Source organism: Pseudomonas sp. P7548, assembly GCF_013386585.1.
In the GTDB taxonomy this organism is placed as follows: Bacteria; Pseudomonadota; Gammaproteobacteria; order Pseudomonadales; family Pseudomonadaceae; genus Aquipseudomonas.
In genome coordinates this window covers 1-13,154 of the sequence record NZ_JACARO010000119.1, presented here as the reverse complement: position 1 = coordinate 13,154, position 13,154 = coordinate 1, and the positions used below count along the sequence as shown (strand labels likewise).

12 protein-coding genes are annotated in these 13,154 nt (G+C 63.5%); 1 reads left to right on the top strand and 11 read right to left on the bottom strand.

The annotated features are described in order from the left end of the window. The 3 genes from HX803_RS30780 to HX803_RS30770 form a co-directional block, all read right to left on the bottom strand. A partial coding sequence (locus HX803_RS30780) for a YgcG family protein (protein WP_178925854.1) occupies nucleotides 1–687 on the bottom strand: 687 nt, incomplete at its 3' end. Between the two features lie 28 nt (nucleotides 688–715). Next, nucleotides 716–1,447, bottom strand: coding sequence for a YgcG family protein (locus tag HX803_RS30775; RefSeq protein WP_178925853.1), 732 nt, complete (start codon nucleotides 1,445–1,447; stop codon nucleotides 716–718). Next, entirely contained in the window at nucleotides 1,447–2,055 is a 609-nt protein-coding gene (locus HX803_RS30770) for a LemA family protein (protein ID WP_178925852.1), read from the bottom strand. The genes HX803_RS30775 and HX803_RS30770 overlap by 1 nt, the downstream gene beginning before the upstream one ends. Nucleotides 2,056–2,298: 243 nt before the next feature. Here HX803_RS30770 and bglX point away from each other — a divergent pair, with 243 nt between their 5' ends. After that, entirely contained in the window at nucleotides 2,299–4,590 is a 2,292-nt protein-coding gene (gene bglX, locus HX803_RS30765) for a beta-glucosidase BglX (protein WP_178925851.1), read from the top strand. 147 nt (nucleotides 4,591–4,737) lie between these two features. Here the strand turns inward: bglX and HX803_RS30760 are convergent, their stop codons facing one another. The 8 genes from HX803_RS30760 to HX803_RS30725 form a co-directional block, all read right to left on the bottom strand. Then, nucleotides 4,738–5,895: a phosphatidylserine/phosphatidylglycerophosphate/cardiolipin synthase family protein gene (locus HX803_RS30760; RefSeq protein WP_178925850.1), complete on the bottom strand. Its 1,158-nt coding sequence runs from the start codon at nucleotides 5,893–5,895 to the stop codon at nucleotides 4,738–4,740. Nucleotide 5,896: 1 nt separating this feature from the next. Beyond that, nucleotides 5,897–6,475 carry a YceI family protein gene (locus tag HX803_RS30755; RefSeq protein ID WP_178925849.1) on the bottom strand — a complete coding sequence of 193 codons (579 nt, stop codon included), beginning with the start codon at nucleotides 6,473–6,475 and terminating at the stop codon, nucleotides 5,897–5,899. A 207-nt stretch (nucleotides 6,476–6,682) separates the two neighbouring features. After that, nucleotides 6,683–7,441 carry an IclR family transcriptional regulator gene (locus HX803_RS30750; protein WP_178925848.1) on the bottom strand — a complete coding sequence of 253 codons (759 nt, stop codon included), beginning with the start codon at nucleotides 7,439–7,441 and terminating at the stop codon, nucleotides 6,683–6,685. A 64-nt stretch (nucleotides 7,442–7,505) separates the two neighbouring features. After that, nucleotides 7,506–8,948: an amidase gene (locus tag HX803_RS30745; protein ID WP_178925847.1), complete on the bottom strand. Its 1,443-nt coding sequence runs from the start codon at nucleotides 8,946–8,948 to the stop codon at nucleotides 7,506–7,508. Continuing rightward, on the bottom strand, nucleotides 8,945–10,255 hold the full coding sequence (locus HX803_RS30740) for a citrate-proton symporter (RefSeq protein ID WP_178925846.1): 1,311 nt from the start codon (nucleotides 10,253–10,255) through the stop codon (nucleotides 8,945–8,947). Before HX803_RS30740 ends, HX803_RS30745 begins: the two co-directional genes overlap by 4 nt. Nucleotides 10,256–10,317: 62 nt before the next feature. Beyond that, a complete protein-coding gene (locus HX803_RS30735) occupies nucleotides 10,318–11,493 on the bottom strand; it encodes a M20 aminoacylase family protein (RefSeq protein ID WP_178925845.1) in 1,176 nt (391 codons plus the stop codon). Between the two features lie 148 nt (nucleotides 11,494–11,641). Next, nucleotides 11,642–11,956 (bottom strand): amidase, encoded by a 315-nt coding sequence (locus HX803_RS30730; RefSeq protein WP_178925844.1) that lies wholly within the window; start codon nucleotides 11,954–11,956, stop codon nucleotides 11,642–11,644. Next, the gene (locus HX803_RS30725) at nucleotides 11,953–13,026 is read right to left on the bottom strand and encodes a serine hydrolase (RefSeq protein WP_178925843.1); all 1,074 of its coding nucleotides are present in this window, start codon (nucleotides 13,024–13,026) and stop codon (nucleotides 11,953–11,955) included. The genes HX803_RS30730 and HX803_RS30725 overlap by 4 nt, the downstream gene beginning before the upstream one ends. Nucleotides 13,027–13,154: the final 128 nt, after the last annotated feature.

The window sequence follows — 13,154 nt, the reverse complement described above, 5'->3', positions numbered from 1 at the left end:
GCCCCGGAAGCCGCCACCACCGCCGCCGCCGCCACCACCGCCACGCCCGCTGTTGCTGAGGATGGCCAGGAGAATGGCGCCCACTGGCAGGCCCATGCGATGGCACAACCACAAGACGCCGATCAGCAGAATGAACAGGCCGATGGAAAACCCGGGATTATCCTTGGCAAAGTTCGCGTCGGCCACATGCGCCGGCACCGCCAAGGGGTCACCGCCCACCACCTGCAGCATCGCCGCCACGCCGTCGCTGATGCCCTGGCTGTAGTTGCCGGCCTTGAACTTGGGCGCGATCACCTGGTTGATGATGACCCACGACTGCGCATCCGTCAGCACGCCTTCAAGACCATAGCCGACTTCGATGCGCAACTTGCGCTCATCCCGGGCGACGATCAACAGCGCGCCGTTGTCCTTGCCCTTCTGACCGATGCCCCACTGACGGCCCAACTGGTAACCGAAGTCTTCAATGGGCACACCTTGCAGGTTGGGCACGGTGACCACCACGATCTGGTCGCCCGAGGCCTGCTCCAGCGCCTGCAACTGCTGGGTTATTTGCTGGCGCGTGGCCGGGTCGATCATCTGGGCATCGTCCACCACCCGCCCGGTCAATGCCGGAAAGGTAAGCGCCGCCTGGGCCGTCATGGCACCGAGCAACAGCAGCAGCGCCAGGCCCATTCGTACTATTCGCATCATGCCCCCTTGGCCTGTGAATGCCTGGCTACCAATTACCGGTCGCCCCTGCGCCACCGAAGCTGCCGCCACCACCGGCAGAATCGGAGCGCTTGTCGCTGTCGCCCGGGCGCGGGGCGTCATCGTCATCGTCGGAGGGCGTGGTCCGGCGCCCGTACTTGATCACCACAAAACCGATCACTAGCACAAACAACGCCGCCAACCCGAAGATCCACCCCACCCAGTTCTTGTGCGAAACCTTGCCGTGCACCGGCTTGCCGCCCAGCACCTGGACCATGGCGTTCACGCCCGCCGTGATCCCCTGAGCAAAGCGGTTCTGCTTGAACGGGGGAATGATCACCTGATTGATGATCACCGAACTCTGGGCATCGGTCAGGCGATCTTCCAGGCCATAACCCACTTCGATCCGCACTTGATGTGCCTTGGGCACCACGATCAACAACGCGCCGCTGTTCTTGCCCTTTTCGCCCACACCCCAGTGACGCCCCAGCTGATAACCGAAGTCTTCCAGGGTGTTGCCGTGCAGGCTGTCCAGGGTGACCACCACAATCTGCTCGCCGGTCTGCTGCTCGTGGCTGTCCAGCATGTGCTTGAGCGTCGCTGTGCTAGCGGCGTCGAGCAGGCCGGCGCGGTCGACGATGCGACCGTCCAGCTGGGCAAACTGCTCGGCGATCAAGGCCTCGACCGACACCGGGGTGTCAGCCGCCATCACTTGACCGCACAGCAGCAAGGCGGCGAACAACCAGCCCCGTGCGCCCATCAGAACTTCACTTGCGGCGCTTTATCAGCATCGGCGCTGGTGGCTTCGAAGTTGGCTCGGATCGGCAAGTCGCTGTACATCACGCTGTGCCACAAGCGGCCTGGGAAGGTGCGGATTTCAGTGTTGTAGGCCTGCACCGCCTGGATAAAGTCGCGGCGGGCCACGGCAATCCGGTTTTCGGTGCCTTCAAGCTGCGATTGCAAGGCCAGGAAGTTCTGGTTGGCCTTGAGGTCCGGATAGCGCTCGGACACCACCATCAACCGGTTGAGTGCACCGCTCAGGCCGTCCTGGGCTTGCTGGAACTGCTTGAGCTTCTCGGGGTTGTCCAGGGTGCCGGCGTCCACCTGGATCGACGTGGCCTTGGCCCGCGCCTCGATCACGGCCGTGAGGGTGTCCTGTTCATGGGCCGCGTAGCCCTTCACCACTTCCACCAGGTTGGGAATCAGGTCGGCACGCCGTTGGTACTGGTTCTGCACCTGGGCCCAGGCCGCCTTGGCCTGTTCGTCAAGCGTGGGGATCTTGTTGATGCCGCAACCGCTCAACACTGCGCCTATCAGCAGCATCGCCGCCACCTTGAAGCCCCAGCGATATCCTTGAATAACTGACATAAGTCTCTCCGCAACCATTGCTGTGAAATTTGATAACCCTGTAAATCGTGCGCCTGGGGCATAATCCGCCACCACGACTGGCATGCATCGACCCAATCAGCTAAAAGATGCCCTGCGCGAATCAGAGTTCAGATGTGTGCTGCATTCGTCTGACATAACACTCGAACAACAACATATGTTCCAAACACTTTGGCCGAGCAGCGTTCCTTTTGTCGCTGCGCAGTACGCCACGAAAGGATATTCATGAAGAAGCTGTGTTTGCTCGGCCTTGTGGCCACGTTGGCCTGCCACCCCGCCTGGGCTGAAACAGGGTCCGCCGCGCCAAAGGACAAGGACGCGTTCGTCAACGACCTGCTCAAGCAGATGACCCTCGATGAAAAGATAGGCCAATTACGCCTGATCAGCATCGGCCCGGAGATGCCCCGCGAGCTGATCCGCAAGGAAATCGCCGCCGGTCGCATCGGCGGCACGTTCAACTCTATCACCCGCCCGGAAAATCGTCCGATGCAGGACGCGGCCATGCGCAGCCGGTTGAAGATCCCGATGTTCTTCGCCTATGACGTGATCCACGGTCACCGCACCATATTCCCGATCAGCCTGGCGCTCGCCTCCAGCTGGGACATGGACGCCATCGGCCGCTCCGGGCGCATCGCTGCCCAGGAAGCCGCCGCCGACAGCCTCGACATCACCTTTGCGCCGATGGTCGACATCTCCCGCGACCCGCGCTGGGGCCGCACCTCCGAAGGTTTTGGTGAAGACACCTACCTCGTTTCACGCATTGCCGAAGTGATGGTCAAGGCCTTCCAGGGTGTCAGCCCGGCCAACGCCGACAGCATCATGGCCAGCGTCAAGCACTTCGCCCTGTACGGCGCGGTGGAAGGCGGTCGCGACTACAACGTGGTCGACATGAGCCCGGTCAAGATGTACCAGGACTACCTGCCGCCGTACCACGCGGCGATCAAGGCCGGCTCGGGCGGCGTGATGGTGGCGTTGAACTCGATCAACGGCGTGCCCGCCACCGCCAACACCTGGCTGATGAATGACCTGCTGCGCAAGGACTGGGGTTTCAAGGGCCTGGCCGTGAGTGACCATGGCGCAATCGTCGAGCTGATCAAGCACGGCGTGGCAAAGGACGGGCGTGAAGCGGCGAAGCTGGCAATCAAGGCCGGCATCGACATGAGCATGAACGACTCGCTGTACGGCAAGGAACTGCCGGGTCTGCTCAAGTCCGGCGAAATCCAGCAAAGCGACATCGACAACGCCGTGCGCGAAGTGCTCGCCGCCAAGTACGACATGGGCCTGTTCAAGGACCCGTACCTGCGCATTGGCAAGGCCGAAGATGACCCGGTCGACACCTATTCCGAAGACCGACTGCACCGTAGCGAGGCCCGTGATATCGCGCGCCGCAGCCTGGTGTTGCTGAAGAACCAGAACGACGCCCTGCCGCTGAAGAAATCGGCGACCGTCGCACTGGTCGGCCCACTGGCTGATGCCCCCATCGACATCATGGGCAGTTGGGCCGCTGCCGGCCGTCCGGCACAATCGGTGACCCTGCTCAAAGGCATGACCGACGCCCTCGCGGGCAAAGGCAAGCTGGTGTATGCACGCGGTGCCAACATCACCAACGACAAGGCGGTGGTCGACTACCTCAACTTCCTCAATTTCGACACCCCGGAAGTGGTGGATGACCCTCGTTCGCCGCAGGCGCTGATCGACGAAGCAGTCAAGGCTGCCCAAAACGCCGACGTGATCGTGGCGGCCGTGGGTGAGTCCCGTGGCATGTCCCACGAGTCGTCCAGCCGCACCGACCTGAACATCCCGCAAAGCCAGCGCGACCTGATCAAGGCCCTCAAGGCCACCGGCAAGCCGCTGGTGCTGGTGCTGATGAACGGCCGTCCGCTGTCGATCCTGGAAGAAAACCAACAGGCCGACGCGATCCTGGAAACCTGGTTCGCCGGCACCGAAGGCGGCAACGCCATCGCCGACGTGCTGTTCGGTGACTACAACCCGTCGGGCAAGCTGCCGATCACCTTCCCACGTTCGGTGGGGCAGATTCCGACCTACTACAACCACCTGACCATCGGCCGCCCGTTCACCCCTGGCAAGCCGGGCAACTACACCTCGCAGTACTTCGATGACATCACCGGGCCGCTGTTTCCGTTCGGTTATGGCCTGAGCTACACCCGCTTCAGCCTGTCGGACATGGCGCTGTCGTCCACCACGCTGAACAAGACCGGCAAGCTCGACGCCAGCGTCACCGTCAAGAACACCGGCAAGGTGGATGGCGAAACCGTAGTGCAGTTGTACATCCAGGACGTGGCGGGCTCGATGATCCGCCCGATCAAGGAGCTGAAGAACTTCCAGAAAGTCATGCTCAAGGCGGGTGAAGAGCGCACGTTGCACTTCACCATCACCGAGGACGACTTGAAGTTCTACAACACCCAGCTCAAGTACGCGGCAGAGCCGGGCGAGTTCAATGTGCAGATCGGGCTGGATTCCCAGGATGTGCAGCAGCAGACCTTCGAACTGCTGTAACACAAGGCTGTAAACCCGGCTTGTGTGGGAGCCGGGCTTGCCCGCGATGGCATCACCTCGGTGTGTCAGTCATACCGAGGTGATGCCATCGCAGGCAAGCCAGCTCCCACAAAAGCCCGCTCCCACATTTGTTTTGCGGTGTGCTTCTTAGCCGCGTCGGTCGAGCAAATTGACCACCAACCGGTCAATCCACCCCCACACCCGCTGCTTCACCCGCCGCCACAACGGTCGCGCCTTCCACGCCTCCAGGCTCACTGCCTGGCTCTGTTGAAAATCCCGCTCGAAACTGCCCGCCACTGCCAGCGTCAACGCCGGGTCCAGTGCTTCCAGGTTGGCGTCCAGGTTGAAGCGCAAATTCCAGTGATCGAAGTTGCACGAGCCCACGCTGACCCAATCGTCCACCAGCACCATCTTCAGGTGCAGGAAGCACGGCTGGTATTCAAAGATCTGCACGCCCGAGCGCAGCAGGCGCGGGTAATAGCGGTGCCCGGCGTAACGCACGGACGGGTGATCGGTGCGCGGGCCGGTGAGCAGCAAACGCACCTCCACCCCGCGCCCGGCCGCACGGCGCAAGGCTCGGCGCACACTCCAGGTGGGCAGGAAGTACGGCGTGGCCAGCCAGATACGGGTCTGGCTGCTGTTCAGGGCGCGAATCAACGATTGCAAAATGTCGCGATGCTGGCGGGCGTCAGCGTAGGCGACACGGCCCAGACCCGGGCCGCTCGCCGGCAGCTTGGGCAAACGCGGCAAGCCAAAATGGGTGGCGGGTTTCCACTCGCGACGGGCCGCGTTGGCGTGCCATTGACGGTCGAACAGCGCCTGCCAGTCCATCACCAGCGGGCCGCTGATCTGCACCATCACTTCATGCCAATCGGCACTGTCGTTACCCGGCGTCCAGAATTCATCGGTAACCCCAGTGCCGCCGACAAACGTGACGCCTTGGTCGATCAGCAACACTTTGCGATGGTCGCGGTAGAGGTTGCGCATCCACCGACGCCAGCTCAGGCGGTTGTAAAAACGCAGCTCCACGCCGGCATCGGTCAGGCGTTTGCGCAAGCCGAGGGTAAAGGCCAGGCTGCCGTAATCATCAAACAAGCAACGCACGCGCACACCGCGTTCGGCGGCCTGCACCAGGGCGCTCACCATGGCATCGGCGCAGGCGCCGGCTTCCACCAAATACAGTTCAAGATCGACTTGGCGCTCGGCCCGGGCAATGCCCACCAGCATCTGCGGAAAGAACTGCGGTCCGTCGATCAGCAACTCGAAACGGTTGGCGCTGCGCCAGGGGAACACCGCGCCGCTCATGTCAGCGCGCCGTGAAGATCAGTACCGCACCCACCGGCACCGACAGGCTGATCGATTCGAGCCCCGCCGCTTTACGCAGCGTGGCCACGCCGGGCACCAGGTCGAAGTCCTCGGCGTGCACCACCAGCGGTTCCAGGGTCACCACCTGGAAACGTCGGTCGTCCAGGCGCGTGGCCAGCAGCTCGGCGCTGTAGGTCTGGGTCTTGCCGTGCAGGGTCACGGCCAACGGCAGGCGTAACTCCAGTTGCGCGCCGGGCGCCAAATCATTGATCGGTTGCAGGTTGATCTGGGCGTTGATCAGCGCGTCGGGGAATGTCTTGATCTCAAACAGTTGGTTGCGCATGCGCTCGTCGCGCAATGGAATGCCGCTGTTGACCGACTCCAACTCGACTTCCAGTTGCGCAGCACCTTTGCTGTCGACCTTGCCGTGCAGCACCAGGAAGCGCTGCACTTCGGCGATTTCGGTGTTCTTGGTGGTGACGAACGACAGGCGTGACGATTCGTTATCCAGGTACCAGTCGGCGTGGGCAGGCGCGGCAGCGGCGGCCAGCAGGGCGAAGGCCAGGGGTTTGATTGACATTGAAGACTCATGGGACGAAAAACCTGAACGAACCTTAAGCGCAATGTCATGAACCGCGCAAATCCAATGTGGGAGCGGGCTTGTGTGGGAGCTGGCTTGCCTGCGATTGCATCGACTGGGTGTCACTGACAGACCGAGTTGCCTGCATCGCGGGCAAGCCCGGCTCCCACATAAACCACAATTCCCTCAGTGAGGAGGCGGTGACTGTCAGGCCAGCGCCCGCTGCACTTCCCGCACGGTCTGCTCCAGGCTGGCCATGTGCAGGTTCAATACGCGCTCCACCGGCGCCTGGTGCATCGGCCAATGCAGCGCCATGCTGCCCACCAGGCGGCCGTTGGCCTGTACCGGCAAGGCCACGGCGCGGATCAGGAACGGCAGGCGCACCGGGTATTCCCAGTAGCCTTCGGTGCGCTGGCCAAACCCCTGGTGCTGGGTTGTTTCGCAGGCATCGTACTGTTCGTGCGCCGCCACATGGTCACGGCCCGCCAGGCGCTGCACTTCCTCGGCCGGCAATTGCGTGAGGCATGCCTTGCCCATCGCCGAATGAAACAGGCTCGCGTGCTGGCCGACGATCTGGCAATTGTTGGGATACAGTTTGCGCAGCACGCCAGGAATCGCACTTTCCATGACTTCGAGGCGCTCACCATCAAAGCACGACAAGTCCACCACCAACCCGGTGCGCTCGCTGAGTTCCAGCAGCCACGGCGCCGCGCTTTCCACCACTTGGCGCTTGAAGCGTTGCTGGCTGTCGCCGAACAGGCGCTGGGCGCGCAGGCGGTAGCGCCGGTCGCTCAAGCCGCGATAAACCCAGCCCTGGTCCTGCAGGGTCAGCAACATGCGCGACACGGTGGCCTTGGGCAGGCGCGTGAGGTAATGCAATTCCTCCAGCCCCAGGGCCTGGTGTTCGCCCAGCAGTTCGACGATTGCCAATGCACGTTCAACCGAGCGTACCGTGCCTGTCTCCATGTTCGATCTCCCTGATGCCGGTGGATGATCATTGTTCACAGCAAGATACAGGCCCGGTCGTGCCTCAACGCGCCGATTCAAGGCAGGTCGGCGGGCGACGCTGCACCCATTGCGTCAGCTGTTCATGGGCGTAGGCCAGTTGCAACACCGCCCGGTCCGCCTGGGCCGGGCCAATGATCTGCACGCCCATGGGCAACCCTTGAGGGTTGAAGCCCACCGGCACGCTCATGCTTGGCAAACCGGCCAGGGTGGGGCCGATCACCACTTCCATCCAGCGGTGGTAGGTGTCCATTTCGCGCCCACCGACGAGGCGTGGCCAGGGTTGTTGTGCATCGAAAGGGAACACTTGAGCGGTGGGCAACAGCAGGAAATCGTAACGCTCGAACAGCTTGGCCAGGGCGCGATACCACTCGCTGCGGTCCACCGACGCCTGGTACACCTGCTGGGCACTCAAGCCCTGGCCGCCCTCCACTTCCCACTGCGCCTCGGGTTTGAGCAGCGCGCGTTTTTGCGGGTTCGCGTAGGCCGCGCCGAGGTTGCCGTGCACCAGCCAGTGACGATGCACCAGCCAGCTGCGCCACAGGCGCGCCAGGGAAAAATCCGGTTGGCAGCTTTCCACTTCGCAGCCCAGCGCGGTGAAGTCGCCAAGGGCCGATTCGCAGAGGCTCATCACGCCGTCATCCATCGGCAGGTAGCCGTTGTAATCCCCCAGCCAGCCCAGGCGTGCGCCGTTGAAGTCGCGCTGCAACGGCTGGCCGAGCACGGCGGGATCATCCTTGGAGGACAGCGGCACACGAGGGTCGTAACCCGCCTGGATGCTCAGCAACCGCGCCACATCCGTCACGCTGCGGCCCATCGGGCCTTCGGTGCCCAGTTGCTGTACGAACAGCTCCGGCATCGGCCCATGGGGCACACGCCCTTGGGACGGGCGCAGGCCAAACACATTGTTGAACGCCGCAGGGTTGCGCAACGAGCCCATCATGTCGCTGCCATCGGCCACCGGCAGCATGCGCAAGGCCAATGCGACAGCTGCCCCGCCGCTGCTACCGCCGGCGCTCAGGCGTGGGTCATAGGCGTTGCCGGTGGTGCCGAACAGGCTGTTGTAGGTGTGCGAGCCCAGGCCGAACTCCGGCACGTTGGTCTTGCCGATGATGATCGCGCCACTGGCCCGCACCCGCGCCACGCTAATGGCATCTTCGCTCGGCACCTGCTCGGCGAACAGCGGCGAACCCAAGGTGGTGCGCAAACCTCGGGTGGCCGCCAGGTCCTTGATCGCCTGGGGCATGCCGTGCATCCAGCCGCGCGACCGGCCTTGGTCCAACTCACGGTCACAGGCCCGGGCTTCGGCCAGTACCTCATCGGCATCACGCAACGACACCAGCGCATTCACGCCCGGGTTGAAGCGTTGGATCTGTGCCAGATACGCCTGCATCACGTCTTCACACGACACCTGCCGCGCATGGATCGCCTGCGACAGCTGCGTGGCATCCCAATCGACAATACTCAAGGCTTCACCTCTTTGGAAAACGGCTGCGACTGTTTGGCGCGCGGCGCTTCCTGCATGCAGTAAGTGCCCAGCAGCGTCAGCACGCACGCGAACAACACATAGAAGGCTGGCGCCACCGGCGTGCCCAGCACCTTGCTCAACCAGGTGACGATCAGCGGTGCAAACCCACCAAACACCATGACCGCCACGTTATAGGCCACCGACACGCCCGTCGAGCGCACTTCGATGGGGAACTGCTCGGCCAACGCGGTCGGCGCGGGGCCGAAGAATCCGCCAATGGCCGTGCACAGCAGCACCTGCATCACCATCAAGCGTTCAATGGATGGCGCAGCGGCCACCCACACATACAGCGGGTAGACCATCACAAAAAACGCCAGGGTGAACGCCATCAACACCGGCCGCCGTCCAAAGCGATCGGACGCCAGGCCCGACAATGGAATCACCACGGTCATCAGCGCCACCGCAAACATCTGCACCATCAACACCTGGTCCAGCGGCAGGCCGAGGTTCTTGTGCGCGAAGGTCGGCATGTTCACCAGCACCACATAGAACGACACCGTCGCGCCACAGGCCAGGCCCATGGACACGAGAATGCTGCGCCGGTGTTCGCGCACCACCTGCATCAGGCTCGGCGCGGGGCCGGTCGCCTGTTTGCGGGCTTCGATGAATGCCTCCGGGTCTTCCATGTGCCGGCGAATCCACAGCCCCACCGGGCCGATCAGCAAGCCGAACACGAACGGCAGGCGCCAACCCCACAGGTCAAGAGTTGCCGGCGAGAAGAAGTGCGTAACCGCCGCCACCATGGCCGCGCCGCCAAACACCGCCAGGCACTGGCCCACCAATTGCCAGGAGCCATACAAGCCCTTGCGATGGGCCGGCGCACTTTCCACCAGGAACGCCGTGGCGCTGGCGTATTCACCGCCGGTGGCAAAGCCTTGAAGCATACGCGCCACCACGATCAGCAACGGCGCGCCCATGCCGATGGCAGCGTAGTTGGGCGCGAAGGCGATCAACGCGATGGACACCGTCATCAGCCGGATAATCAACTGCATCGCCGCCTTGCGGCCTTTGCGGTCGGAGTAGATGCCCAGCAGGATGCCGCCCACCGGGCGCATGAAAAAGCCCACGCCAAAGGTGGCCAGGGCCATCAACAGCGACGCGTACTCATCGTCCGAGGGGAAGAACTGCCGGGCAATGATGCTCGCCAGAAAGCCGTAAACGATGAAGTCATACCATTCCAGCGCATTGCCGATCACGGCCGCCACCACCTGGCGGGTGCGGGAGACGCCTGTGTGTGAAGTCTGCATGAGGAACACTCCATTCAACCGAACGTGGGAAAGGGTCCAGCGGCAGAAAAAAAGTGAGGGCGTCAGGCAGGCTTGAGCCAGCTCTCGGCCAGCGCGCCCCAGTAGGCGGCGCCGGTCAGCAGGATGTCGTCGTTAAAGTCATAGGCGGGGTTATGCACCATTGGCCGCGACACGCCGTTGCCGATAAACAGGTAACTGCCGGGGCAGCGTTGCAGCATCCAGGCGAAGTCTTCACTGCCCATCAGCGTGCGGGTGTGGCCGTCCACCGCGTCGGCGCCGAGCAAGGCCACGCCGACCTCGCGCGCGAACTCGGTTTCTTCGGGGTGGTTGACCAGCACCGGGTACGCCGGGCGATGCTCGATCTGCACGGTGCAGCCGAAGCTCGCGGCCTGGGTCTGGATGATGGCGAACACGCGCTCCAGCATCTGTTCGCGGATTGCCGGGTTGAGTGCGCGCAGGCTCAAACGCAACAGCGCTTGCTGCGGAATCACGTTGGCCGCCTGGCCCGCTTGCAGGGCGCCGACGGTGACCACGGCGGCTTCCTGGGTGTCGATATTGCGCGCCACCACCGTCTGCAACGCCATGACCATGCTCGCTGCCGCTACCAGCGGGTCCACCGTGAGGTGCGGCATGGAACCATGACCGCCGACGCCGTCGAGGGTCACGGTGAGCAAATCCTGGGAGGCCATCATCGGCCCCACGCGCAAGCCCAGATGCCCCGCCGGCAGGCCAGGCATGTTGTGCATGCCAAACAGGCCGTCACAGGGGAAACGCTCCAGCAAGCCGTCGGCCAGCATGGCTTCGGCACCGCCCTGGCCTTCTTCAGCGGGCTGGAAGATCAGGTTCAACGTGCCGTCGAACTGCCGCGTGGCTGCCAGGTAACGGGCGGCACCCAGCAGCATGGTGGTGTGCCCGTCATGGCCGCAGGCGTGCATGCAACCGGCGTGTTGGCTGGTGTAGGCCGCACCGGTGTTTTCGACGATGGGCAAAGCGTCCATGTCGGCACGAATGCCCAGGGTGCGTGAGCTGCTGCCGTTGCGCAGTACACCAACCACACCGGTCTTGCCGATGCCGGTGTGCACTTCGTAACCCCAGCCTTTTAAGGATTGGGCGACCAGGGCGCTGGTGCGATTCTCTTCAAAGCCGAGTTCAGGATGGGCGTGGATGTCGTGGCGCACGGCGTGCAAGTCGCCGGCAACGTCGCTGAGCCAATCCAGGATGTGCTGGTGGGGGCGCATGGTGATTCTCCTCACAGGCGGGTATTCCCGTTCTTGTTTGCTGCACACCGCCAGCTAACCGCGATGTGCGCAGGAGGACAATCAAAGGTGGTTCCACCCTGTGGAACCTCAGGGTTTTAGTGTTGGCCACCGAACCCTGTGGGGTGGATCAGGGCGTCAGGCGACAGCCGTGGCGGTCGCCGAGCCAGCGGGCGGTGTGGGTGCGGCCCAGCCCGCTGGCGATGACTTCGCTGCGCTCAGGGTTGTCGCTGAACGCGCTGGTGGGCACGTATTGCTTCACGTAGCCCCGGCAATAGTCAGCCGGGTTGTTCTCGACATAACGGCACGAGCAATACTCCTTCGCCGTGTACGCCGCAATGATGTCGGGGAAGGCTTGCAGGTTGACGCGCTCGTGCCAGATCCAGCCCAGCAAGGCGAGCAGCAGCAACAGAAATACACTGGTAAACGGCCGGCGACGGATCATGGTTGCACCGCCGCGAGCACGTGCTTGAGCAGGTCGTTGTGGCGGTAGCTGCCGTCGCGGTCATCGCCATAGCGCACGATCACCAGGTGTTCGGCGGGCATCACGTACAACGCCTGGCCCCAGTGGCCGAGGGCGGCGAGCGTGTCACCGGGAGCATCCGGCCAAGGCCTCGGCGCACCTTTGTTGAGCCACCAATGGCCGCCCGGCACGGCTTCATCCTGGCCGGCCCGGTAATTGGCGAAGGGTTGGCGATTGAAGGCGACCCAGTCCTTGGGCAGCAATTGCTGCTCACCCCAGCGACCGTCACGCGCCATCAGCAGGCCGACGCGTGCCAGGTCGCGGGCGGTGAGGTAGGCGTAGGACGAGGCCACGAACGTCTCGTCGGCATCGGTTTCCCACGTGGCGCTGCGGATGCCCAGCGGTTTGAACAGCGCGTCCCACGGGTAGCTCATATACGCCTTGTGGCCGAGCATGCCTTTAAGCGTGGCGGACAGGATGTTGGTGTCGCCGCTGGAATAGCGGAACACCTGGCCGGGCGCGCTGGCGGCGTCCGTATCGGCGGCGAAGTCGGCCATGTCAGCGTGACCACGGGTGTAGAGCATCGCCACCACCGAGGATTTCAGCGGGGCGTATTCGTAGTCCTCCTGCCAGTCGAGGCCCGAGGCCCAGTGCAGCAGGTCAGCCATGGTGACTTTGGGGTGCTGCTTCATCGGCGGGTAAAAGCGTGCGGCGGGGTCGGTCAGTTTGAAGCGGTTTTCGCCGTAGGCCACGCCCAATACCGTCGCCATCAAGCTCTTGCTGACGGACCAGGTCAGGTGCGGCGTGCTGACGGTGGTGGGCGCTGCGTAGCGTTCATAGATGACTTCGCCGTCGCGGATCACCAGCAGCGCATCGGTACGAATGCCCTTGCGGGAGGTGTCATCACGAGGCGGAAAAGCGTAGGCATTCAGGGCATCGACGGCGGGGCCTGCGAGCGGCGTGCCCTTAGCCCAGTCCTTGTCTGGCCAGGTTTCGGCGTGGGCGGTGACGGTGACTAGCAGGAGGGCGACGGATAGCAGGCCTCTGAACATGGATACGGACTCACGGGGGGCATTCGTGGTCGCGAGGCTAGATGAGGGGGATGACGGTTTTGTGACCGGGGGGTGGGGGGCATATCCGTTATTTGGGGGATGGCGGAACCCTAAGTAGCCATCACCGA